Raw genomic sequence first — 23,863 nt, 5'->3', positions numbered from 1 at the left:
GTCAGGCAACTGCGGCCCCCGGGGCGTCAGTGGCTTCCGCACCCGAGGGCGCGGAAGCTCACATCGTCAATCCTAATTGGTGGCGCCGCGCGTTTCCTTGAGAAATTCGTCGATCAGTGGCTTGCCTACCCGGCCTGCCACATCGGTATAAACCGACTCCACCGCCTTGCGCATGCCGGCATCCTGCTCCGGCGTCAGTGTAACAAATTCGGTCTTGCCGCTCTTCTTCATCTCGGCGAGTGCGTCGTCGTTTTCCTTCGCCGACTGGCCGTTGCCATAGGCGGTGGCTTCCTTCATGGCCTTTTCCAGAAGGCCGCGAGTATCCGCCGGAATGCCATCCCAGAATTTCTTGTTCACCACCACAACGTAACCGATGTAACCGTGGTTGGTCAGCGTAGTGTACTTCTGCACCTCATGCATTTTCTGGGTGTAGATGTTCGACGGCGTATTCTCCTGACCATCGACCACGCCCGTCTGCAGCGCCTGGTACACTTCCGAGAACGCCATCACCTGCGGAATCGCGCCAAGCGTGCGGAATTGAGCTTCCAACACCTTTGACGACTGAATGCGGAATTTCATGCCTTTGTAGTCCGCGGGAGTGAGCAACTTCTTGTTCGCGGTCATCTGCTTGAAGCCGTTGTCCCAATAGGCAAGGCCGGTCATGCCTTTGGAATCCAGCAGCTTGAGCAGCCGCGCGCCAAGCGGGCCGTCAGTCACCTTGCGCAGGGTGGCGAGGTCCGGAAGGATGTAGGGGAGATCGAAAACCTCGAACTCCTTGACGCCGATCGGCCCGAACTTCGAGTTCGACGGCGCCAGCATTTGCACCGCGCCGAGCTGCAAGGCTTCCAGCTCTTCCTTGTCCTTGTAGAGCTGCGAGTTCGGATAGACTTCGACCTTGACCTTGCCGTCGGTGTATTTCTCGGCGAGTTCCTTGAACTTCTCCGCAGCGAGGCCCTTCGGCGTGTTCGGCGCGACGACATGGCTGAATTTGATGATGATAGGCGCCTGCGCGGCGGCCGGTCCTATCAATGCAAGCGCGGCAACCGATGCTGCTGCGAAAATCAATTTGCGCATGTGTTTCTCCCCGTATGACGTGGGAGCTCATTGAGCGGCTCCCGCTTGTATGCCAGTTGCAGCAATATAGAGATCAATGCGCAAACGCCATTGCCCCTTCGCAGGGGTACAACATGAAATCGATGCTGCAACGCAAAACGCGGAGCGCCTGCTCCCTCTCCCCGTTCTGCACGGGGAGAGGGGCGGGGTGAGGGGCGAGGCAATGGCCTAACAGCGTGGGGAATCGTGCGGGTGCGACCCGTCAGTAAGTGAGGGATGAGAGGACAACGAACCGCCCCTCACCCGCGCGTAAGACCGCGCGACCTCTCCCCGCGCAGAGCGGGGAGAGGTTATCCGAGATCAGCTCGCGGCTGCAACCGGCGCCGGCATGTCGCGCGCGCGCTTCATGACGATCTTGTTCAACCCACCGAGATAGGCCTTGGCCGAAGCGACCAGCGTGTCCGGATCGGCCGCACGCGAGGTCATCGATCGGCCTTCATGGGCCAGACGCACCGACACTTCCGCCTGCGCGTCGGTGCCTTCGGTGACGGCGTGGACCTGATACAGTTCCAGCTTGGCCTCATGCGGCACCAGCGCCTTGATGCAGTTGAACACCGCATCGACCGGACCATTGCCCTCGGCCTCCTCGATCTTCACCACGCCGTCGATGTTCAGCTTCATGGTCGCGCGCTGCGGACCGTGGGTGCCGGCGATCACCGTCAGCGACACCAGCTTGATGCGATCATGGGCGGCGGTCATTTCCTGATCGACCAGCGCTTCCAGATCTTCGTCGTAGATGTCCTTCTTGCGGTCGGCCAACGCCTTGAAGCGCACGAAGGCGTCTTCCAACTGGTTCTGACCCAGCTTGTAGCCCATCTCCTCCAGCTTGTGGATGAAGGCATGGCGGCCGGAATGCTTGCCCATCACCAGCGAGGTCTGCTTCACGCCCACCGTCTCCGGCAGCATGATCTCGTAGGTCTGCGCGTTCTTCAACATGCCGTCCTGATGGATGCCGCTCTCATGGGCGAAGGCGTTACGCCCGACGATCGCCTTGTTGTACTGCACCGGGAACGAGGTTGCGGCGGAGACTTCCTTCGAGGCGCGCATCAGCATCGTGGTGTCGATGTTATTCCAGTACGGCAATTTGTCATTGCGCACCTTCATCGCCATCACGATCTCTTCCAGCGCAGCATTGCCGGCACGCTCGCCGATGCCATTGATGGTGCATTCGATCTGCCGCGCACCGCCGCGGATGCCGGCCATCGAATTGGCGACGGCCATGCCGAGGTCGTTGTGGCAGTGAACCGAGAAGATCGCCTTGTCGGAATTCGGCACGTTCTCGCGCACGCGCTTGAACAGGTCGTAATATTCCTCGGGCACCGAATAGCCGACGGTGTCGGGGATGTTGATCGTGGTCGCACCAGCCTTGATCGCCGACTCGACGCAGCGGCACAGGAAGTCGAATTCGGTGCGGGTGCCGTCTTCCGACGACCACTCGACGTCGTCGGTATGGTTGCGGGCACGGGTCACTGACGAGATCACCAGATCATGGACCGCGTCGGGCTCCATCTGCAGCTTGTACTTCATGTGCACCGGCGAGGTGGACAGGAAGGAATGGATGCGGCCGCGCTTGGCCGGGCGGATCGCCTCGGCGCAGCGGTCGATATCCTTCTGGCCGGCGCGGGACAGGCCGCAGACCACGGCATTCTTGGTGCGCTTGGCAATCTCGTTGACGGCTTCGAAGTCGCCGTCGGAAGCGATCGGGAAGCCGGCCTCGATGACGTCGACACCCATAGTGTCGAGCATCGCGGCGATCTCCAGCTTTTCCTCGAAGGTCATGGTGGCGCCGGGGCACTGCTCGCCGTCGCGCAAGGTGGTGTCGAAAATGATGACGCGGTCCTTGTCGGACTTGTCCTGAACGGACGGGGTGGTCGAAGTCATGAGATATTCCTTAGGTCGGGGCGCATCTGTCTGGGCGCCAGAGGGAGCCGATGGTTCTGAATGTCATGATCCCCTGAGTACCCAGGCCAAACGGCCCAGACGGCGCTCAGGGGCAGATAAGCAGAAGCAGCCCGCCAAGAAGGAGGTTCGAGCGCAGCGCAGCCGGAATCGCGTCGGGACCAGCGGCAACAGCCACTCCCCCGGAAACTCCAACCATGTCGCTGCGAATCAGCATTGCCACACCTTCAGGCCCACATCCTCGGCCGAAACCAGTCTCAAGGAAAACCCTTGATGGTTCGTTGCCGACGAGGGCCTGAGGTCGTTCTAGACGACAAATGCGGGGCCCTGCAACGGCTAAGAGGGTCAGGAAGACTGACCTAAATCCTCCTGGGAGGCGCTCGGGCGCGTGGCCGACTGGCCTAGCCAGAACATCCCCAACTGGACGTTTTCGCAGCCACCCTTTTGCCCTAAGACCGAACGGCAATTGCGAGGACAGGACGATGACTTTCGCCAGGGGATTATCCGCTTTCCCGATCACGCCGATGAATACGAATGGCAGGGTCGATACGCCCGCGCTACGGCGGCTGGTGGCGCCGCTGGCGGCGGCCAAGGTCGATTCCATTGGCCTCCTGGGCAGCACCGGTTCTTACCCGTTCCTCTCCCGCGACGAGCGTCGGCGTGCCACTGAAGCCGCCGTTGCGGAGGTGAACGGCCGCGTCCCCGTGCTGGTCGGCATCGGCGCGCTCCGCACCGACGAGACGATCGAACTCGCCCGCGATGCCAAGGCGGCCGGCGCCGCCGCAGGCCTGCTCGCCCCGGTGTCCTATACGCCGCTCACCGAGGATGAGGTGTTCGAGCACTTCCGGACGGTTGCCGAGACAAGCAAACTGCCGATCGTGATCTACGACAACTTCGCCACCACGCATTTCAAGTTCACGCCCGACCTCGTCGGCCGCATCGCGCGTATTCCCGGCGTCGTCGCGGTGAAGGGCACCTCCCCCGAAGCCAGCTTCGCGGCAGATCACCTGAAGCAGATGCGTGCCGCCGTGCCATCAGGCTTTTCGGTCGGCTACGCCGGTGACTGGAATTCGATGGAGACACTGCTGGCCGGCGGCGACGCCTGGTATTGCGTGGCGGCGGGCCTGTTTCCAAAGAGTTGTCTGGCCATCACCCGCGCAGCGCAGGCCGGCAATGCCGACGAAGCGCGCCGCCTCAACGGCGCGATGCAGCCGCTGTGGGATCTGTTCAAGCAGTTTTCCAGCCTGCGCGTAATGTATGCGGCTGCGGAGCAGATGGGGCTGACGGATGCGAAGCCACCACGCCCGGTGCTGCCGCTGACGGATGCGGCGCAAGAGAAGGTGGCAAAGGTGCTGAAGGAATTGAAGCTGAGTTAAACTAGCCCGCCGTAGCTGTCCTCCCCGCGAAGGCGGGGACCCATAGCCACGGTCGAACCAATCAAAACGGCAAAGTCGCGACGACAACGTACGAACGGCCTCTTCGGCGTGCATGGATCCCGCCTTCGCGGGGATGACAGCCAGAAAATATCACGTTTTCTTCGCCGCTTTCTTCTTGGCCACCTTCTTTTTAGCGACCTTCTTCACCACAGGCTTGCCTTCCCGCGGCGGCCCTTCTTTCTCCAGCGCCTCGCGGATCAGCGTAAAGTCCTTCTTCGCCTCGCCGTCCACGGTCGGAAAGTGCAGGTCCAGTTTCTCCAGCGCGTTGACGATGGCCGAGCCGATCACCACGCGCGAGAACCATTTGCGATCCGCCGGCACCACATGCCATGGCGCTTCCTCGCAGGACGTATGCTTGATCAGGTCCTCATAGGCCTCCTGATACTTGTCCCACAGCGCGCGCTCGGCGATATCGGCCGATGAGAACTTCCAGTTCTTGGCCGGCTGCTCGAGACGATCGAGGAAGCGCTCGCGCTGCTCTTCCTTGGAGACGTTGAGAAAGAATTTCAGCACCACGGTGCCGTTGCGCGCGAGGTATTTCTCGAAAGCGGTGATGTCCTCGAAGCGCTCGCGCCAGATATCCTTCGTCACCAGCTCCGCCGGGATCTTCTGCTTGGCGAGAATCTCCGGATGCACACGCACCACAAGACATTCCTCGTAATAGGAGCGATTGAAGATGCCGATACGACCGCGCTGCGGCAGCGCGATGGTGTGGCGCCACATGAAATCGTGATCGAGTTCGTTCGACGACGGCGTCTTGAACGAATGCACCTCGCAGCCCTGCGGATTGATGCCGTCGAACACGCTCTCGATGGCGCTGTCCTTGCCGGCGGCGTCCATGCCCTGGAAGATCAGCAGCAGCGACCAGCGATCCTGCGCATAGAGCTTTTCCTGCAGCTCCTGCAGCCGGCGGCGGTTGGCCTCGATGATCTTCTTGCCGGTTTCCTTGTGCAGTCCGCCGCTGCCATTGGTGTCATGCGCCTTGAGGTGGAAAGCTTTCGAACCGTCGACCCGATACGGCTCGATATAGGACTTCAACGCGGACACAACTGGCTTGGCAGACATGAGATCGGCAACTCCGGGACAGGGGATTGCAAGCGTAGCGCGCCGATCCCGGCAATACCAGCAGATCACACCGCTGGCGTCAGTTGCGCTGTCATAAACGCTGTCACAAACAGTGGCATCGTCGGGGTGAAGTCGGCTTCGCTGCGCACCAGATGAATTCCGCTGAGCTCAGGCGATGCCTGACCGGCAAGATTGGCCTCGATGATGCTGCGCAGCGCCTCACCCGGCTGATCCGCATCGAGAAGACGCATCATCGCCACCGAGAAGTCCGTCACGACGCAGGACCAGCCAGCGTCGGCGCGGTAATCGGCTTCTGTCAGGCCGAGCTCTTCCTCGACTTCACGCGTCACACTGCCCGCGATATCGACCACATCGCCGCGCAGGTCGTCCAGATCAGGCGTGCCCGCCGCAAAATAGATGCGTCCGGCATTGGATGTATGTTGCCCCATCTCGCCGAGCACGAAGGCGCCGTCGCTGGCGCGCAGCGCGCCCATGCCAAAGCCGTTGAACACATCCGGATCGGGACAACGCCAATCCCGCCACGCCAAGAAGCTCGCAAAATCGGTCTCGAAATAGTCCGCGCGAAACCGCTCGCCGGTGAACTGCGCATTGCGCGCCAGCAACACGCGCCCATTGAATAGTTGCGGCTTCTCGGTGCGCTTGCCTGCGAAGTGAGCGTCGATCTCGTCCCGCCGCTCACGCGCGAACGGCCACTGCCAATCACTGCGTGTGAGGTCGAGTTGCGTGACGCGGTGAATGACCGGCGTCATCATGCGCAGAACCTACTTCGCATTCGTCCCCATCGTTTTGGCGAACTGCTCGACATATTTATTGGTGTAGGTCTTGCTGACATCGATATTGGCCTTGGCCACCTCAGGCGAGCCTTCGCTGAACACGGCGAGCACGGCAGCTGCGCCCTTCGGATCCATCAGCCCCGTCTCCGAATACATCGGGAGCGTGTTCTTCAGCGCCGCGAGATAGAGCTCCTTGTCCTTGCCGACAATGCCTTCGGGCATCTTCGCCATGATCTCTTCCGGCGTATGGCTGTGAATCCATTTCAGCGTATTCATGATCGCGTTGGTCAGCCCCTGCACTTCTTTCTCATGAGCCTTGACCCAGGCCGTCGTCGAATAGAGCGCGCCGCCGGGATATTCGCCGGAGAACACCGCAAGCGTGTCCTTCTGCGTGCGGGTATCGCTGAGAATCGTGAGGTCTTTGTGGCTGCCCTGCAGCACGGTGACGGCAGGATCGAGCATCACCGCGGCTTCGATCTGGCCCTGCTCCATCGCCGCCACCGCGGTCGCGCCAAGGCCGACGCCGATCACCGCCGTGCCGGCCGGATCGAGGCCGTTTTTCTTGAGCTGATACTTCAGGAAGAAGTCTGTCGACGAGCCCGGCGCACTGACGCCGACTTTCTTGCCGGCGAGATCCTTGATCGACGTGATCTTGCCGGTGTGCTTCGGCGACACCACCAGCACGAGACCGGGATAGCGGTCGTAGACGACGAAGGATTGCAGCTCCTGCTTCTTGGCGGCGAGATTGACGCAATGATCGAAATAGCCGGACACCACATCGGCGCTGCCGCCGAGCACGGCTTTCAACGCATCGGAGCCGCCCTTGAGATCGACCAGTTCGACGGCGAGACCCGCTTTCTCGTATTCGCCAAGCTGCTTGGCCAGCACGGTCGGCAGATAGCACAGGCACGCCCCGCCGCCGATGGCGATGGTCACCTTGGTTTGCGCTGCAGCGGGATGAACGAGAAACAGCGACAGAAGACCCGCAAGGAAAAGACGTGTGGGGAATAAACGGTTCAAGCCGGTTTTTATGTTTGTTGTCATTATTTCCTCCGCTGCTATCAGGCGCGGAGGATAGAGGAGCCTCTGCCGGTTGGAAAGCCGGCACTGGTCAACCCACGTCCCGCGACATAGCATCCGCGCGGCAAATCATTGTCATCCAGGGGGAACGTTCATGAAGCGCATCACCGCAACACTCTCCATCACGGCCGCCTTCGCCGCCGGTTGTCTCATCACGCATCTCGTGCCCGAGGGCATCACGCCGGCACAGGCTGCGGAAAACATCACCGCCCAGGTCATCCACGTCCCCGAACTCGTCGGCGATGCACTCGGCCCGGCCTCGCCCACCGGCTTCCGCTCCAAGATGTTCATGCAGGCCGACGGCGCGACCATCTCGGTGCAGGACGGCAATGTGGTGAAGCACATGCATCCCAACACCAACGAGATCCAGTATATCCTGGAAGGTACCGGGACCGTGTGGCTGGGCGACAAGGAAGTTCAGGTCAAGGCCGGCGACCTCATCATCATCCCGAAGGGCACGCCCCATGGCGGCACCAAGCCGGACGGCAAGCCGTTCCGCGCCATCGCCATCAAGACCCCGCCGCAGGCGCCGGACGACACCAAGCCGCTGCCATAAGCCACGGGCTCTGCTTAACCTCGCCCCGCTTGCGGGGCGGGGGAATCGTCTCAGCTCCGCCCTTCGCTCGCCACCGGCTTCCACACCAGCAAGCGCTTCTCGACCATCGTCACGAGAATATCGATGGCGATCACAAAGGCCGATAGCACAAACATGCCCGCGAACACGCCGGCCACATCGAATGTGCCCTCCGCCTGCTGGATGACATAGCCAAGCCCCGCCGCGGAGCCGAGATATTCGCCGACCACGGCGCCGACGACGGCAAAACCCACCGCGGTGTGCAGCGACGAAAACATCCACGACAGTGCCGACGGCCAGAACACATGGCGCATCAACTGCCGCTCGCTCATGCCCAGCATGCGGCCATTGGCGAGCACCGTGGGCGAGACTTCCTTGACGCCCTGATAGACGTTGAAGAACACGATGAAGAACACCAGCGTGACGCCGAGCGCGACTTTCGACCAGATGCCGAGCCCGAGCCACAGTGCGAAGATCGGCGCCAGCACCACGCGCGGAAGCGCATTGGCCATCTTCACATAGGGATCGAAGATGGCGGCGAGCCGCGGCTGGCGCGCGAACCAGAAGCCGATCAGCACGCCCAGCGTCGAGCCAATGACGAAGGCTAGCACGGATTCCAGCAGTGTGATGCCGAGATGCTTCCAGATGATCCCGCTAGCGAACCAGCTAACAATCTGGCTGCCGACATCCCAGGGGTTGGAGAAGAAGAACGGCGGCAGCAGGATGCGGCCGAACACCGGCACGGTGGTGAGCAGGTGCCACAGCCCGATGACGACCACGGCGACGAGCACCTGACACAGCAGCAGCACGGGACGCGTCATGACGCGGCTCCCATACCAGCGGACTGCGCATAGCCCTTCATCACCTCGTCCTTCAGCACGCTCCAGATCTCGCGATGAAGCGCGTGAAATTCCTTGTCGAGCCGCACTTCGAAAATATCGCGCGGCCGCGGCAGCGGCACCTTCCAGTCGCCGATGATGCGCGAGCCCGGCCCCGCCGACATGATGACGACGCGGTCGGCCAGCGCGATTGCCTCTTCGAGATCGTGCGTGACAAACAGCACCGCCTTGCGGTCCCTGCTCCACAGATCCAGCAATAGGTTGCCCATCACCTGCCGGGTCTGTGCGTCAAGCGGCCCGAACGGCTCGTCCATCAGCAGGATTTTCGGATTGCGGATCAGCACCTGCGCAAGACCGATGCGCTTGCGCTGGCCGCCCGACAGCATATGCGGATAGCGCCCGGCGAAGGCGCCGAGACCCACCGAGGTCAACCAGTCCTGCGCCCGCGACAACGCCTCGTCGCGCACGACACCTGCGATCTCCAGTCCGATGGCGACATTGTCGAGGGCGGTCTTCCAGGGAAACAGCGCATCGGCCTGAAACAGGTAGCCGGCATGTGCGTTCAGTCCGCCCAGCGGCTGACCGAAAATCCGGACAGCACCTGAGGCTGGCGCCAGCAGCCCGGCAGCGACATTGAGCAATGTGGATTTGCCACAGCCGGTCGGCCCGACGATGGCAACAAATTCGCCATCCGCGACCCGGAGTATCGCCTTCTCCACCGCCGTATAGATGCGATTGTCGGCAATACCGAACGCCACCGTCGCGTCATCAAGCGCCACCGCCATCGATGCCGCGGTCCCACCTGCCTGCACGCGCGTCCCCCAAAGTGTTTTTGTTCCGGCACTGGCTTAGCGCTGCGAGACGGACAATTCAACGGTGGGGCCGGGTTGGTGGGCCAGATGCTGCATGATAGCTTTGCAGCGATGATTTCAGAACTCGGTACATCGACGGCGCCCCATCTTCACCCTCCCCTGGAGGGGGAGGGTCGGGCGACGCGAACGATGCGCAGCAGCGGTCGCGTTGTCCGGGGTGGGGTGACATGTTCATCCATGGAGCTTCCCATTCACCCCACCCCGCCACGTGCTTCGCACGTGGCGACCCTCCCCCTCCAGGGGAGGGTAAGCGACGACGCACCGCGTAAGATATCCGGCGCATGAGTCCCCTCATCCGCTTCTCCCATATCAGCAAGAGCTTCGACGGCGGGGCCATCAAAGCCGTCGATGACGTTTCGCTCGATGTTGCCGAAGGCGAGTTCCTCGCGGTGGTCGGCGGCTCCGGCTCCGGCAAGACCACACTGATGCGACTGGCCAACCGGTTGATCGCGCCGGACGCGGGACTCATCACCATCGCTGGCGAGGACGTCGCGCAGGTCGATCCCATCGAACTGCGCCGGCGCATCGGCTATGTGTTCCAAAGCGGCGGGTTGTTTCCGCATATGAGCATAGCCGACAATATCGGCATCACGCCCAGACTGCTGGGCACGCCCGCCAGAGACATCGCGGATCGCGTCGATGAATTGCTCGATCTCGTGCGCCTCGACCGCAAGCAGCATCGCGACCGTTTCCCGCACGAACTCTCCGGCGGCCAGCGCCAGCGCGTCGGCGTCGCGCGTGCCCTCGCCGCGAAGCCGCGCATCGTGCTGATGGATGAACCGTTCGGCGCGCTCGATCCGCTGACCCGCGATGCGCTTGGCGATGACTACCGCGCGCTGCATCACAAGCTCGGCCTCACCACCATCATGATCACCCATGACATGACGGAGGCGATCCTGCTCGCGGACCGGATCGCGGTGATGCGCTCCGGCAAACTGCTCGCGGAGGGCACGCCCACTCAGTTATCCGAAAGCAACGATCCCTATGTCGGCGAGTTGCTGGGCACACCGCGCCGGCAAGCAGAACGACTTCAGATACTGCTGCCGAAGGATAGTGCGGCGCCCCAAGGCGGCGCGACATGAGCCTGTTCACCGATCCGCGCTGGAGCGACGCGCTTGGGCATCTGCCGGATTATCTCGGCAGCCACGTGCGCGTCAGCCTTGCCGCACTGGCGCTCGGCCTCGTCATCAGCCTGCCGCTCGCGATCGTCGCGCGACATCGGCCGGTGCTGCGCGGCGCCCTGCTCGGCATCGCCAGCATCGTGCAGACAGTGCCGGGCCTGGCACTGCTGGCTTTGTTCTATCCCCTATTGCTAGCGCTTGCGGCGCTGTCGCTGCAATATCTCGGCGTCGGCTTCTCGGCCTTCGGCTTTCTGCCCGCGGTGCTGGCGCTGGCGCTGTATTCGATGCTGCCGGTGCTGCGCAACACCATCACCGGATTGAACGGCGTCGATCCCGCATTGACCGAGGCAGCGCAAGGCGTCGGCATGACGCCGCGGCAATCGCTGACCATGGTCGAACTGCCGCTCGCTCTCCCCGTCATGATGGCCGGCATCCGCACCTCGGCGGTGTGGGTAATCGGCACTGCGACGCTGTCGACGCCGATCGGCCAGACCTCGCTCGGCAACTACATCTTTGCAGGCTTGCAGACACAGAACTGGGTGCTGGTGATCTTCGGCTGCGTCGCCGCCGCGGTGCTTGCGCTGGCCGTCGATCAGTTGCTGGCGTTGATCGAGACCGGCATCCGTCTGCGCAGCCGCATCCGCACCGCCATCGGCGTGCTCGGTATCGCGGCGCTGGTGATCGTCACACTCGCGCCGTCATTCGCCCGCTCCGGCACACGCATCGTGGTCGGCGCCAAGACCTTCACCGAACAATATGTGCTGGCCGCGCTGATGTCGCAGCGGCTGCAAGCGGCCGGCCTGCCCGCCACGACGCGGCAGGGTCTCGGCTCCAGCGTGATCTACGATGCGCTGGCCTCCGGCGATATCGATGTCTACATCGACTATTCGGGCACGCTGTGGGCCAACCAGTTTCACCGCACCGAGATCCTGCCGCGCGAGCAACTGCTGACCGAGCTGAAGACGACGCTTGCCAAGCAGGGCATCACGCTGTTCGGCGAACTCGGTTTCGCCAATGCTTATGCGCTGGTAATGCCGCGTGTGAAGGCGCGAGCGCTCGGGATCAAGACCGCGGCCGATCTCGCGGCGCTGAGCGCCACCATGACCATCGCCGGCGATTACGAATTCTTCTCGCGGCCGGAATGGGCGGGGCTGAAGGCAGCCTATGGCCTGTCATTCAAGGCCCAGCGCACCATGCAGCCGGACTTCATGTATGCCGCCGTCGCCTCCGGCGAGGTCGATGTCATCGCCGGCTACACCAGTGACGGGCTGATCGCGAAATACGATCTCGTGGTGCTCGCCGATCCCAAACACGCCATCCCTCCCTATGACGCGATCATGCTGCTGGCGCCGAAACGCGCGGACGATGAGAAGCTGCGCAGCGCGTTGCAGCCGTTGCTTGGCAGGATCGATCTACCGCTGATGCGCGAGGCAAACCTGCGCGCGGCAGGCAATGATGCGACGAGTTCGCCGGAGAGCGTGGCGCGGTGGATGTGGGAGAAGATGGGGACGAAGTAGAGTGTTCTTCTTCCCCTCTCCCCTTGCGGGAGAGGGTGCCTGAGCGAAGCGAAGGCGGGAGAGGGGTAGCCGCAAGGTGCGCCGCGCGTGGCGCCCCCCTCCCGTCTCGACCGCCCGCGCGAAGCAAAGCTTCGCTAGAGCGGTCGATCCACCCTCTCCCACCTTGCGAAGCTTCGCTTCGCGGGGGAGAGGGGAAGAAAGAGAGACTACAAATTCTTGATCATCCCCGCATCGATCAGCAGGCGATTGAATCGTCGCGCTTCCGCGCCGTCCTTGCAGGCGTAAAACAGTCCCTTGCAGCGAAGCATGATCTTCTTTTGCTCCTCGAAGGACGAGTCCAGCGGAATCCCCGCGGCCTCCTGAATGACCAGCGGCAGATACGGCCCGTCGATCGTGTCCATCACCGTCGCGCTCTTCACCGGTTCGAAATTGATCGCGTCGATGGCGTAGTAGGTCGCGTAGTAGCGCGGGTCGTAACTCTGCAGCTTCTTGCCGAGGCCCGCTTCATCCATGTTGGGATCGAGAATGCCCGGCGCGAATTCCGGCTGATGATCGCCATAGCGTACGATCAGGAACGGTTGCGCTGGAAACTGCTTCTTCAGCTTCGCGACGAACGCGCTATAGTGATCGACGCTCATCGCTTGCCGGCGCAGATATTCATCAACCACCGGCACATTGCCGGGCGCACGCCAGCCCGGCGTCATGTCGGGGCGAAATTTGGTCTCCCACGGAAAGTGATTAGCGGCGAGATAGACGAACATGAACAGCGGATTGGTCGGCGGCTGCTCGGCCATCAGGCGCGCCGCTGAATCGTAGAAAAAGCTGTCGGGCTCGACGCCCTTGGCGCCAAGATCCTTGGCATCATAGAAGCGCTCGACGCCAGTAGTGGTCTGGAAGCTGCGCGCGCTCATGAAGGCGCCAAAGGCCGGATAGAGCGAGATGGTGCTATAGCCGCAGCGGCGCAGCGCCAGTGGTAATCCGCGCTCGACGCGGCCCGAAGCGATCCGCGTGACGAAATAGGAGAACGGCCCGAACGAGCGCGACGACAGCCCGGCCAGCACGTTGTATTCGGTGAACCAGCTCGGCCCGCCATTGCTCTCGGCGAGAAATTTGCGCGCCTTGCCATCCCATGAATTGAAGTGGCTGCCATAGCCTTTCGGCGTCTTCACGCCGGCGGCCTGACGGATGTCGAAGGACGACTCGTCATGCACCATGATGATATGCGGACGACGCCCCGCCGGATGGCAGGAATCCTCCAGCGGCAACTTCAGCCGCTCGGTGATGACCGCGTCGGACTCCATGAAACCGTAGCTGCTGAAGTCCGACACGGCGGTGACGCCGGAGCGCGCGAATTTCGACAGATAGCCATCATCGTAATAGCCGCGCCAGGCTTCATCGGGCCAAGCCAACGCATATCCCGTCAAAGCGGCGAGGCAAGCCGTCAGCGCGGCCAGCGCCGGCAGCCGTCGAATGCGGAACGGATCGAGCCACCACAGCGCATACATCAGCGGCACCACCACCACGGCGGCGCCAATGGCGGACCAGCGCAGGTTCGGAAAGATCGTGAACAGGAAGGCCGCGGTATCGCGATCGATCACCATCAGGTCGACGAAGTTCGCGGTCATCTGCACCACGTCGTGCTTCAACCGCGACAGCAGCACCAAGATGACGACCAGGGTCAGCGACAGCGCTCCCGACAGCGCGGGGCGGCGCAAGAGCGCAATCCAGAAGAAGTTGAGGATGGCCCAGGCCAGCACGAAGCCGATCCGGCCCACCAGATCGGTCTCGGTCTGGACCATTACCAGCAGCGCGCCAAAATGCGGCGCAGCCACGGCCAACAGCCGCCACATGCTGGTCGGCGCGGCGACAGCAGTTGGCGAGACGCTGGGTACTGGATTGAGCGGAGGCGCCATAGCGGCACGCAACACCACCGGCGAGGCCTCAGGCCTGGGCTGGCGACGGCCAGAGGGCGCATGTCGCAGCCGGAAACTGCGATATGTCATTAATTTGTAATGTAATCGTCATGAACGGGCAATGACCTTGGCCTGAACGGGATGGACAGACACCCTGCCCTCACTGCTGCAACCGGCCGGGTCAGAGATCTTTGATCAGCCCCGCATCAATCAGCCACCGATTGAATCGGCTGGCTTCATCGCCGCCCTTGCAGCCGTAGAACACGCCCTTGCAGCGAAGCATGATCTTCTTCTGCTCGACAAAGGACGGATCGAGCGGGACGCGTGCGGCCTCCTGCACCATCACAGGCAGATAGGCAGCATCCAGTGTCGACAGTGCCGATGTCAGTTCGGGGCGGTAGTTCAGCGCGTCGATGGCGTAATAGGTCGTGTAGTATCTGACATCATGCGTCATGATCCGGTCGGCGCGCTTCGGCTGCGGCAGATCGGGTTCGAGCAGTTTCTGCGCGATCGCGGGCTGATGGTCGCCGAACCGCACCAGCAGGAACGGCTCGGTCGGATGGTCCTTCTGGAGCTGCGCGACGAAGGCCTTGTAGTCCGCAGCCGTCATGGCCTGGCGGCGGATATACTCATCCACCTCCGCCGTATTGCCCGGCGCCTGCCAGCCGGCGGGCGTCAGGTCGTCGCGATAGGTCGTGGTCCACGGGAAATGATTGGCAGTGAGATAGACCAACACGAAGACCGGCTGGTCGGTCTTGCTCTCGCGCGCGATGAGATCCCTGGCCTGGTCGAAATAGAACCTGTCGGGCTGCATGTCCTCGCTGACGCCCATCGCCGCCATGTCGATGAAGCCGTCGATGCCCGCGCCCTCTTGGAAACTGCGGGCGCTGAGGAAATTGCCGTAGGTCGGATACAGCGAGAAGGTCTTGTAGCCGCAGCGCTGCAGCGCCTGCGGCAGGCCGCGCGAGATCTTCCCGGCGGCAATGCGGGTGACATAGAACTTCAGCGCACCGAAGGAGCGCGCCGACAGCCCGGTGAAGATATTGAACTCGGTGTACCAGGTCGGACCGCCGCTGGATTCGGTGATCAGCGCGCGCTGCTGGCCATCCGCCGACTTGAAGTTATCGTGATAGCCGGCCGGCACCTTGATGCCCGGCGCCGCCGAGATGTCGAATGACGACTCGTCCAGCACCATCACGATGTTCGGCCGCTTCACGCCCGGCTCGCAGGTGGTCATCGGCGAGGCCTGCGCCGAACTCACGAGGCTCTTGGAGTCCGCCTCGATCCAGCCGGTTGCCGTCAGATGCGACACCGAAACCACGCCCGAGCGCGCCAGATTGGAAATGTGATTGACGCCCTGGAACGGCTCCCATGGCTTTTCAGGATTGGCTGCCGACAGGCCGACGATCCCCGCCAGGCAGACACCCGCACCGGCCAGCGCACTGCGGCGGCGCAGGCGGAACGGATCGGCGCGCCAGATCAGCCACAGGATCGGGAGCGCGACGGCAGCGGCGATAAGGAGCCAGGTCCGCAGCTGCGGGAAGATCGAATGCAGGAACGAGATCGTGTCGCGATCGATGATCAGGAAATCCAGGAAGGTCAGCGTGAGCTGCGTGATGCCGAACTTGAACTGCGACAGCACGATCAGCGTCGTGACCAGCAGCAGCGACAGCACCGCGCTGATCCCCGGCCGCTTGAACAGCGCGAGGAACAGGAAATTCAGCAAACCCCAGGTGAACAGCGCCAGCGTGATGGCGAACGGGCCATATTCGACCGAGGCGAGAACATAGATCCCGAGCGTATGGATCGCAGCGATCAGCGCCGTGCGCAGCGGCCACTGCCGAACATACTGCCAAGCGGCCGCCAATCGCTCCTTGAAGCGGCGGCCGGCTTGCGCCGGAGAGACTGAGATCGGCGACGGCAGCATGACTTGCCTGCGAACACCCGGCAAGACAACTGCCCTGTCTGGCAACGGCCAGCCGGCTCACGCCGCGCCCGGACCCTGCGGAATGTCACAAAATCGTAATACAGACGTCATGAACGGACAATGAACCTTTCGACGCAGGTGGTGCCGGTCCGGGGCGGACGTGCTCCGGAAAGATGAAAGATAAACGCGTCATGGCCGGGCTTGTCCCGGCCATCCACGTCTTCTTTCTTGGCCAAGGCGTAGATGCCCGGCACAAGGCCGGGCACGACGGAGTTTTGGATGTCAGCGCTCAGCCGTCGCGGCAAACTCGCCCTTGATGACCTCGTCTACCGCACCGCGGTCGGCGTCTCGCCCTTGATGATCTCGCCGAAGCGCTGCCAGCGCTCGCCCTTGAAGCTCATCATCTGGAACTGGTCGATGGGCGAGAAGTCGGTCGGGCTGGTGTTGACGGTCACCCCTGGCAGCAACCCGTCGAGCTGCACGTTCTTGAGGTTGGCCGCCTGCTTCATCAGGTTCTCATGGGTGAGATCGTCGCCGCACTGCTTCAGCGCCTCGACCATGGTCTGGGCGATGCTGTAGCCGGACAGCACGGTGCTCTCCATCGCCTTGCCTTCCGGAATGTACTTCTCGACATAGGCGTAGAACTTCTGCATGCCCGGATCGTCCTTCCACTGCGGATCGGTCGGATCCTTGGCGAAGGTCGCGGACAAAACGTCCTGCGCATTCTCGAAGCCTGCCGGACGGATCACGCTGCCCACCGACGAACTCGCATTCGGCACGATGTGCAGCGGCTTCCAGCCGAGCTCGGCGACTTTCTTGATCGACTGTGCGGCGAATTTTCCGACAGCAAAGGAGAACAGCGTATCGACGCCGGCGGCCTTCAGCTTGACGATCTGCGAGTCGATGGTCGGCTCGGAAACCTCGTAGCTCGCTTCAGCCACGATCCTTGACGCCGCCTTGTCGCCGAAACCTTCCTTCAGTCCCTTCAGATAGTCCTTGCCGAAATCGTCATTCTGATAGAGCACGCCGATCTTGGCATCCGGCTTCTCCTTCAGAAGATACTTCGCATAGGCCGCAGCTTCGGCGTGGTAGCTCGGCAGCCAGCCCATGGTCCATGGAAACTGCTTCGGATCGTTCCAGCGGGTGGCACCGGTCGCGAGAAACAGTTGCGGCGTCTTCTTGGCATTGACGTATTTCTGGATCGCGGCATTCGCGGCGGTGCCGACATTGCCGACGATCGCCATCACCTCGTCGCTCTCGACCAGCTTGCGGGTCTGCTCCACGGTCTTCGGCGGCGAATAGGCGTCGTCATAGGAGATGAAGACGATCTTGCGGCCGTTGATGCCGCCCTCATCGTTAATCTTCTTGAAATAGGCGCCGTAGGCCTTGCCGAGAATGCCGTAGGCTGAGGCCGGGCCGCTATAGGGCACCGTGTTGCCGATCTTGATTTCGGTGTCGCTGGCACCGGGGCCGTATGTCTTCTGCGCCAGTGCCGGGCTCGCGGCCAGTGCAATCGCAGCTGCGAACGCAGCCATGATGCTGGCGGCCGCTGGCGCGGCCCTGGAAGTCATCGTGATACGCATTTTCTGTCCTTCTTTTTGCGTTTCCATAAGTGACGGCCGTTGCCGTATTCGATCCGAGCCTTCCCGTTTGTCGGGATTGTTGAACGGCTCGTCAGGTGTTGGTGTTTGCGATCTCCTGCTCCTGCGGGTCGATCGGGGCGTGATCAGCCAGCGCCTCAATGTCGGCGGCAGCGATCTGCACATGGCGATGAACGAGCGCGGTGACAGCGATTTCGTCGCGCGCTTCGATGGCCGCGACGAAAGCGCGGTGATCGTCGAGCGAGCGCTGGCGCAACGCCGCGGATTCGAAGTAACGGCGACGCCCGCGCGTGCTCATCAGCATCAGGGGCGTAATCGTGCGCACGAGAATGCGGTTCTGGCTGGCGCCCGCCACGGCAAGATGAAACTCGACGTCCTCGTCGGCCATGTTGCAGCCGTTGGTGGCCAGCACCGCATAGGTATCCAGCAGTCCGTGCAGCTTTGCGAGATCGGCATCGGTCCGGCGCTGGCAGGCCAGCCGGAACGCCTGCTCCTCGCAGATGATCCGCGCTTCGACCGCATCGCGCGTCACCTGCGTATCGAAGGTCACGCCCAAATCCGCCTGCAGCACCAGCGCATCGAGCCCGCTGTCTTCCAGCGCGTTGCGCAGATAGATCCCTGATTTGGGCTTCCGCTCGGTGATGCGCATGGCATCGAGCACCGCCAGCGCCTCGCGGACCGAGCCGCGCGTCACCCCGAACCGCTCCGACAGATCCCGCTCCGACGGCAGCCGGTCGCCCTTCGCGAGCCGGTGATACCGGACGAATTCGAGCGTTTTCCGAACGGCGTCGGAGGTTTCGGTGCTGACCGTAGCGAGCATAGCTGACCCTACCAATCTGGTAGTACCAGTTAGCCAATTTTAGCGGCCCTGTCGAGACTACAAATGGCCCCGCTATTTGGGCCGCAGCCCCAACTGCTTCGCCATGATCACGTCCAGCCAGCGTCGCGGCAGCCAACCAGCGATCCACGTCTGCACCGGCTGCGGCGACGCCACCACGCGCAGCTTCGGCCGGGATGCGGTCAGTGCCCGGTAGACCAGCTCGCCGATCCGCTCCGGTGGCAGCCCGTTCTTCGCCAGCTTCATCAGCATCTCGCGCAGCTTCGTTAACGCCGGCAAAAACGGCGACGCATCGAAGCGCGCCATATCGATCGCCTCGGCCTTGTCCCAGATCGGCGTGCGCACGGCCCCCGGCGCGATCACCAGCACGTCGATACCGAACAGCATGAATTCGCGCCGCAGGCTCTCGGCCAGCCCCTCCAGTGCGAATTTTGACGCGCTATAGGGCGACAGCAGCGGATTGCCGAACTGGCCAGACACCGAACTCATCATCACGATGCGCCCGGGCGTGCCCGTCATCGCCGGATCGGCGCCAAGCAGCGGCGCGAAGGCCTTGGTGACGATCACCGGGCCCATCACATTGATCTCGATCTGCTGGCGAAACTCGTCGACCGACAGGTCGAGCAGTGCGCCCGGCACGGCCACGCCGGCATTGTTGACGAGGCCTGCAAGCGTCTCGCCATTCAGCGCGGCGCGAACCTGCGCAGCGGCGGCCAACACAGCGGCCTCATCCGAGACGTCAAACAGGAGCGGGATGAAATTCGCGCCGAACTCGGCTTGCAACCGCTCGGCATCGGCCTGCCTGCGCACGCTACCGAACACGCGAAAGCCGCGCGCGAGCAGAAGCTTCGCCGTGGCGTGGCCGATGCCCGTGGAGACGCCGGTGATGACGATGGATCGCATGAAAAGCACCTGAGATGTGATGGCACGTGAATTTGGCCGAGAACGAGACCGCATCGCCGCGGTCACAACGAGAATTGCGGATCGCCGCCTCATTGGTTTTTGACGATCGGCGCGCTCTTGTCGCGGCTGCAAGCGAAATGCGCGCGCGTCGTCCAGGCGAAGCCGAAAAGATTCGAACGGAATCGCTGTTCAGACAGGCCTTGCGATTCCATCAACGAACAGCGTGATGATCGCCTCTGCCATCTGATCCGCCTCGGCATCCGCGACACCCCAGCGTGGAAAATGCTCGTCGATCTTCATGCGGGCAAACCCATAGACCAAGGCACGGCCGGCAATCTTTATCACGCGCAGATCGGAGGAGCGCAGTTGTCCCTGCGCCAGGGCATCCATTAGCAATTGCTCGGTCATGGCGATCAGCTCATCATTGTCCTCGCGTAACGCTTCCGACTGGTCGTGGGAAAAATACTTGCCGCTCGAGATCACTTCGAAATGCGCCGGGTTTGTCATCGCCCAGCGCATATAGGCCATGCCAAAGGCGCGAAACCGCGCCAGCGGATCGTCGGCGGACGTGCCGGCGATGACCGCGGCGATCGAGACTCGAAAGCGGCGCTGTGCCTCTTCCGCCACCGCGCTCATAAGGTCATTGCGGCTGGGGAAGTGCCGGAACGGCGCTCCCGGCGATACGCCGGCGCGCCGCGCGGCCTCGCGCACGCTGACGGCATCCGCGCCACCTTCCTCGGCCAGTTCAAGCGCTGCCGCAATCAGCACACGGCGCAGATCGCCGTGATGATAGGTCTTCGGCGATGTTGCCGTTCGCCCCTTCGCGGCACGTGGCACGACCGATGGCCGGGCGGCTCGTTTTCGCGCAGGCAGCTTCGATGCCGATCTGGACGGCGGCTTTGCGGACTTGGACATGCGCCAGCATAGCATCACCGTATCGTGAATGTAATCACTGATTACACAATTGACTGGATCGCCTGCCCCGAATGTAACTAGTGATTACATATGGCAATACAGGGGAACGTCATGACACTGGATCGTCGCAACTGGTTCGAAGGCTGGCGGCTGCTCGCCATACTGACGCTTGTACTGATCGCGCTCAGCGTCTGGATCGCCGGCATGCGCGGCTTCGAGGTCGATGGCATCAGGATGGTGATCCGCTTCACCGCGCGCAGCTCGTTGCTGTTCTTCTGCCTCGCTTTCGCAGCATCCGCGCTCGCCCTGCTCTGGCCGACATCCGGTACGCGCTGGCTGCGGCGCAACCGCCGCTATCTTGGGCTCACTTTTGCGGCATCTCACGCCATCCACGCCGTCGCCATCGTCTGCTTCGCCGTGATGGCGCCCGCTGACTATGCAGCAGCAACGACGCCCGCCTCCTACATCTTCGGCGGCATTGGCTACGCCTTCATCATCGCGATGGCGGCAACGTCATTCGACCGCTCGGCGGCCGCCATCGGCCCGCGCGCATGGCGCATCCTGCATACGACCGGCATCTATTATCTCTGGTTCCAGTTCATGGTGAGCTTCGGCATGCGCATTCCGCAGATGCCGAACTATGTCTGGTTCCTGATGCCGTTGATTGTGGTGATGGCGCTCAGGATCGCTGCGGCGGTGCTGAAACGGCGCCAGGCGCGCATATCAGTGCCTGCAAACTAAAACGGGACCGCGTTGCCGCGGTCCCGTTGGTAGCTGCGATTTGAAAAGCGCTTAGTTCTTGGTCTTGTCGACCAGCGCCTTTTCCTTGATCCACGGCATCATGTCGCGGAGCTTGGCGCCCACGTCCTCGATCGGATGCGCATTGTTGCGCTGGCGGGTTGCCTTAAACGAGGCCTGGTTGACCTTGTTTTCCAGCATCCAGTCGCGGGCGAACTTGCCGGACTGAATGTCGGTGAGCACGCGCTTCATCTCGGCCTTGGTTTCCGAGGTGACGATGCGCGGGCCGGTGACGTATTCGCCGTATTCGGCCGTGTTGGAGATCGAGTAGTTCATGTTGGCGATGCCGCCTTCATAGATCAGGTCGACGATCAGCTTCAGTTCGTGCAGGCACTCGAAGTAAGCCATTTCCGGTGCGTAACCGGCTTCCACCAGCGTCTCGAAGCCGGCGCGGATCAGCTCGACGGTGCCGCCGCAAAGAACGGCCTGCTCGCCGAACAGATCGGTTTCGCACTCTTCCTTGAACGAGGTCTCGATGATGCCGGCGCGGCCGCCGCCCACTGCCGAAGCGTAGCTGAGGCCGAGGTCATGGGCATTGCCCGAGACGTCCTTGTGAACGGCGATCAGGCAGGGCACGCCGCCGCCGCGCTGATATTCCGAACGCACGGTGTGGCCGGGGCCCTTCGGCGCGATCATCAACACGTCCAAGTCTTCACGCGGGTCGAGCAGGTTGAAGTGCACGTTGAGGCCGTGTGCGAAGACGAGCGCTGCGCCCTTCTTCATGTTGTCGTGCATGTGGTCGCGATAGATGTCGCCCTGCAATTCGTCGGGGGTGAGCATCATCATCAGGTCAGCCCACTTGGCAGCCTCGGCGACTTCCATCACCTTGAAGCCGGCGGCTTCCGCCTTCTTCGCGGTGGCCGAGCCCTTGCGCAGCGCGATCACGACGTCCTTGACGCCGCTGTCCTTGAGGTTCAGCGCATGGGCATGGCCCTGGCTGCCATAGCCGACGATGCAGACCTTCTTGCCCTTGATCAGGTTCAGGTCGGCGTCGCGATCGTAATAAACTCGCATGGGTATTTCCTCTCTTCAGCAACTATATTTCAAAGCTGCCCGTTCGAACGGGTCACCACCGCGTGGTGGATGACCATGAATTGCCGCCGGTTTCTAGGGCGACGGGTGCCGCGAGACAAGCCCGCGGCGGTGATTTTACGCTGCGCGTCAGGCTCATAGCTCGACCAGCACCGGATACAGGGACGCCAGCAGCAGCAGCCCCATGACGATATTGAACGCCCGGACCGCGCCAGGCGATTTTACCAGCGATTGCAGCGAGGTGCCGCACAGCACCCAAGTGACGCAGGAGACGAACCCGAGCAGCAGCGACAGGGCGACCTGCAGCAGGATGTTCCAGGGATAGTTCGCAATCGCCGCATAAGCGGTGATGGTGCCGATCACCATCACCCAGCCCTTGACGTTGACCCATTGAAACAGCGCTGCGCCGAAAAACGTCATCGGCCGGCGCCGTTCGTCGTCACCCGGGTTGGGCGGACCCGACATCCCGATCGCAAAGGCGAGATAAACGAGATACGCGGCGCCGGCATATTTCAGGACGGTGTGCAGCACCGGATAGGAGGTGAAGACCGCCCCCAATCCGAGGCCCGTGACGGCGACCATGAAGGCAAAGCCGACGGTGACGCCGAAGACATGCGGCAGCGTGCGACGAAAGCCGAAATTGAGCCCCGACGCGAGCAGCATGATGTTGTTCGGGCCGGGCGTGAAGAACATCACGATGGCGAACACGATAAAGGCGAACAAGAGTTGTTGCGACATGACCTCAAACCACCTCGACAAGCGTGGGTGGGCGCTTCGACAGCAGCATCACGGCAATGCCGCAGACAACGACGATCATGCCAGCGAGCCGCAGTGATCCAAACTGTTCGCCGAATGTGACGCTCGACGCAGCCGCCCCGATGAAGGGCACCAGCAGCGCGAACGGCACGACCTGCGCCGCGGAATAGTCACGCAGCAGTCGGCCCCAGATCCAGTAGCCCAGCGTGGTGCCGACCAGCGCGAGGAACAACACACAGGCGAAGGCCTTCAGCGAGACATGCGTCAGCGATCGCCAGGTCGTGCTTGCGCCATCGACACTGAACAGCACCACCAGCAACGGCAGCAGGGCAACGAGGCTGATCCAGGCGAACAGGTCGAGCATCGGCACACCCTGCGCGCGCCGCAGCAGCAGATTGGAGAATGCAAAGCTCACCGGCGCAGTCATCAGCACCATGAAGGGGAACACGCTGAAGTCATAGCCGACCGTGAAGCAGATCATCAGCAGCCCGCCCATGGCGATGGCGATACCCGCGACCTGCTGCCGGGTCGGCAATTCGCGCAGGAACAGCGCTGCAGCCCCCACCGTGAACAGCGCCTGGCTCTGCACGATCACCGAGGTCAACCCCGCCGGCACGCCATGCGCCATGCCATAGGTCTGCGCCAGAAATTGCGCCACCAGCAGCCAGCTTGTGGCGACGATCAGCAGCCATGACAGCTTCGGCTTCGGCAGGAACAGGCACGGCAGCGCCGTAATGCAGAAGCGCAGCGTGGTGAGCAGCGTCGACGACATCTCGTCGACCGCCATCCGGGTCAGCACGAAGCCGACGCCCCAGATCACGGCCACTGCGACGGCCAACGCGATGTCGAGAGGTTTCATGACTGCGATGC

The 23,863-nt window shown here is 62.6% G+C and carries 21 protein-coding genes; 5 read left to right on the top strand and 16 right to left on the bottom strand.

Going from position 1 to position 23,863, the window contains the following annotated elements; all coding sequences use genetic code 11:
• Positions 1-72: 72 nt before the first annotated feature.
• Positions 73-1,074: a TRAP transporter substrate-binding protein gene (locus AC1DUY_RS11905; protein WP_068738418.1), complete on the bottom strand. Its 1,002-nt coding sequence runs from the start codon at positions 1,072-1,074 to the stop codon at positions 73-75.
• Positions 1,075-1,413: 339 nt separating this feature from the next.
• A complete protein-coding gene (locus tag AC1DUY_RS11900; RefSeq protein ID WP_093760326.1) occupies positions 1,414-2,994 on the bottom strand; it encodes a 2-isopropylmalate synthase in 1,581 nt (526 codons plus the stop codon).
• A 500-nt stretch (positions 2,995-3,494) separates the two neighbouring features.
• Here AC1DUY_RS11900 and AC1DUY_RS11895 point away from each other — a divergent pair, with 500 nt between their 5' ends.
• Positions 3,495-4,388 (top strand): dihydrodipicolinate synthase family protein, encoded by an 894-nt coding sequence (locus tag AC1DUY_RS11895; RefSeq protein ID WP_478114436.1) that lies wholly within the window; start codon positions 3,495-3,497, stop codon positions 4,386-4,388.
• A gap of 150 nt (positions 4,389-4,538) precedes the next feature.
• Here the strand turns inward: AC1DUY_RS11895 and AC1DUY_RS11890 are convergent, their stop codons facing one another.
• From AC1DUY_RS11890 to AC1DUY_RS11880, 3 genes are all read right to left on the bottom strand, one after another.
• Entirely contained in the window at positions 4,539-5,513 is a 975-nt protein-coding gene (locus AC1DUY_RS11890) for a polyphosphate kinase 2 family protein (RefSeq protein WP_439076465.1), read from the bottom strand.
• Between the two features lie 65 nt (positions 5,514-5,578).
• Positions 5,579-6,286: an NUDIX hydrolase gene (locus AC1DUY_RS11885; RefSeq protein WP_478114434.1), complete on the bottom strand. Its 708-nt coding sequence runs from the start codon at positions 6,284-6,286 to the stop codon at positions 5,579-5,581.
• A gap of 9 nt (positions 6,287-6,295) precedes the next feature.
• The gene (locus tag AC1DUY_RS11880; protein WP_439068902.1) at positions 6,296-7,351 is read right to left on the bottom strand and encodes an ABC transporter substrate-binding protein; all 1,056 of its coding nucleotides are present in this window, start codon (positions 7,349-7,351) and stop codon (positions 6,296-6,298) included.
• A gap of 130 nt (positions 7,352-7,481) precedes the next feature.
• Here AC1DUY_RS11880 and AC1DUY_RS11875 point away from each other — a divergent pair, with 130 nt between their 5' ends.
• Positions 7,482-7,943: a cupin domain-containing protein gene (locus AC1DUY_RS11875; RefSeq protein ID WP_068738428.1), complete on the top strand. Its 462-nt coding sequence runs from the start codon at positions 7,482-7,484 to the stop codon at positions 7,941-7,943.
• Between the two features lie 50 nt (positions 7,944-7,993).
• Here AC1DUY_RS11875 and AC1DUY_RS11870 read toward each other — a convergent pair whose 3' ends face one another.
• Both AC1DUY_RS11870 and AC1DUY_RS11865 read right to left on the bottom strand, forming a co-directional pair.
• Complete coding sequence (locus tag AC1DUY_RS11870) at positions 7,994-8,782, bottom strand: ABC transporter permease (protein ID WP_439068901.1); 789 nt, start codon at positions 8,780-8,782, stop codon at positions 7,994-7,996.
• Positions 8,779-9,585: an ABC transporter ATP-binding protein gene (locus AC1DUY_RS11865; RefSeq protein WP_478114655.1), complete on the bottom strand. Its 807-nt coding sequence runs from the start codon at positions 9,583-9,585 to the stop codon at positions 8,779-8,781. The genes AC1DUY_RS11870 and AC1DUY_RS11865 overlap by 4 nt, the downstream gene beginning before the upstream one ends.
• A gap of 368 nt (positions 9,586-9,953) precedes the next feature.
• Between AC1DUY_RS11865 and AC1DUY_RS11860 the strand changes: the two genes are divergently transcribed.
• Both AC1DUY_RS11860 and AC1DUY_RS11855 read left to right on the top strand, forming a co-directional pair.
• Positions 9,954-10,754, top strand: a complete 801-nt coding sequence (locus AC1DUY_RS11860; RefSeq protein WP_478114431.1) for an ATP-binding cassette domain-containing protein — start codon at positions 9,954-9,956, stop codon at positions 10,752-10,754.
• On the top strand, positions 10,751-12,310 hold the full coding sequence (locus AC1DUY_RS11855; protein WP_478114429.1) for an ABC transporter permease/substrate-binding protein: 1,560 nt from the start codon (positions 10,751-10,753) through the stop codon (positions 12,308-12,310). The genes AC1DUY_RS11860 and AC1DUY_RS11855 overlap by 4 nt, the downstream gene beginning before the upstream one ends.
• Before the next feature lie 206 nt (positions 12,311-12,516).
• Here AC1DUY_RS11855 and AC1DUY_RS11850 read toward each other — a convergent pair whose 3' ends face one another.
• The 6 genes from AC1DUY_RS11850 to AC1DUY_RS11825 all read right to left on the bottom strand — a co-directional run bounded on the left by AC1DUY_RS11850 (position 12,517) and on the right by AC1DUY_RS11825 (position 20,407).
• Positions 12,517-14,223, bottom strand: coding sequence for a sulfatase-like hydrolase/transferase (locus tag AC1DUY_RS11850; RefSeq protein WP_478114653.1), 1,707 nt, complete (start codon positions 14,221-14,223; stop codon positions 12,517-12,519).
• A 181-nt stretch (positions 14,224-14,404) separates the two neighbouring features.
• Complete coding sequence (locus AC1DUY_RS11845; RefSeq protein WP_175366850.1) at positions 14,405-16,150, bottom strand: sulfatase-like hydrolase/transferase; 1,746 nt, start codon at positions 16,148-16,150, stop codon at positions 14,405-14,407.
• Positions 16,151-16,476: 326 nt separating this feature from the next.
• On the bottom strand, positions 16,477-17,733 hold the full coding sequence (locus AC1DUY_RS11840) for an ABC transporter substrate-binding protein (RefSeq protein WP_175366851.1): 1,257 nt from the start codon (positions 17,731-17,733) through the stop codon (positions 16,477-16,479).
• A 91-nt stretch (positions 17,734-17,824) separates the two neighbouring features.
• A complete protein-coding gene (locus tag AC1DUY_RS11835) occupies positions 17,825-18,571 on the bottom strand; it encodes a FadR/GntR family transcriptional regulator (protein WP_478114426.1) in 747 nt (248 codons plus the stop codon).
• A gap of 72 nt (positions 18,572-18,643) precedes the next feature.
• Complete coding sequence (locus AC1DUY_RS11830) at positions 18,644-19,492, bottom strand: SDR family NAD(P)-dependent oxidoreductase (RefSeq protein ID WP_120290410.1); 849 nt, start codon at positions 19,490-19,492, stop codon at positions 18,644-18,646.
• Between the two features lie 189 nt (positions 19,493-19,681).
• Positions 19,682-20,407 carry a TetR/AcrR family transcriptional regulator gene (locus AC1DUY_RS11825; RefSeq protein ID WP_478114421.1) on the bottom strand — a complete coding sequence of 242 codons (726 nt, stop codon included), beginning with the start codon at positions 20,405-20,407 and terminating at the stop codon, positions 19,682-19,684.
• Between the two features lie 111 nt (positions 20,408-20,518).
• Here AC1DUY_RS11825 and AC1DUY_RS11820 point away from each other — a divergent pair, with 111 nt between their 5' ends.
• A complete protein-coding gene (locus AC1DUY_RS11820; RefSeq protein WP_175365596.1) occupies positions 20,519-21,148 on the top strand; it encodes a ferric reductase-like transmembrane domain-containing protein in 630 nt (209 codons plus the stop codon).
• A 51-nt stretch (positions 21,149-21,199) separates the two neighbouring features.
• On the opposite strand, the gene ilvC is transcribed toward AC1DUY_RS11820, so the two are convergent.
• The 3 genes from ilvC to AC1DUY_RS11805 all read right to left on the bottom strand — a co-directional run bounded on the left by ilvC (position 21,200) and on the right by AC1DUY_RS11805 (position 23,852).
• Positions 21,200-22,219, bottom strand: a complete 1,020-nt coding sequence (gene ilvC / locus AC1DUY_RS11815; protein ID WP_478114419.1) for a ketol-acid reductoisomerase — start codon at positions 22,217-22,219, stop codon at positions 21,200-21,202.
• A gap of 153 nt (positions 22,220-22,372) precedes the next feature.
• A complete protein-coding gene (locus AC1DUY_RS11810; RefSeq protein ID WP_478114417.1) occupies positions 22,373-22,975 on the bottom strand; it encodes a LysE family translocator in 603 nt (200 codons plus the stop codon).
• 4 nt (positions 22,976-22,979) lie between these two features.
• A complete protein-coding gene (locus AC1DUY_RS11805; RefSeq protein ID WP_478114415.1) occupies positions 22,980-23,852 on the bottom strand; it encodes an EamA family transporter in 873 nt (290 codons plus the stop codon).
• Positions 23,853-23,863 lie beyond the last annotated feature (11 nt).

The sequence above is a fragment of the Tardiphaga sp. P4_G1 genome, from assembly GCF_056401215.1.
This window is presented reverse-complemented; position numbering and strand designations above follow the sequence as displayed.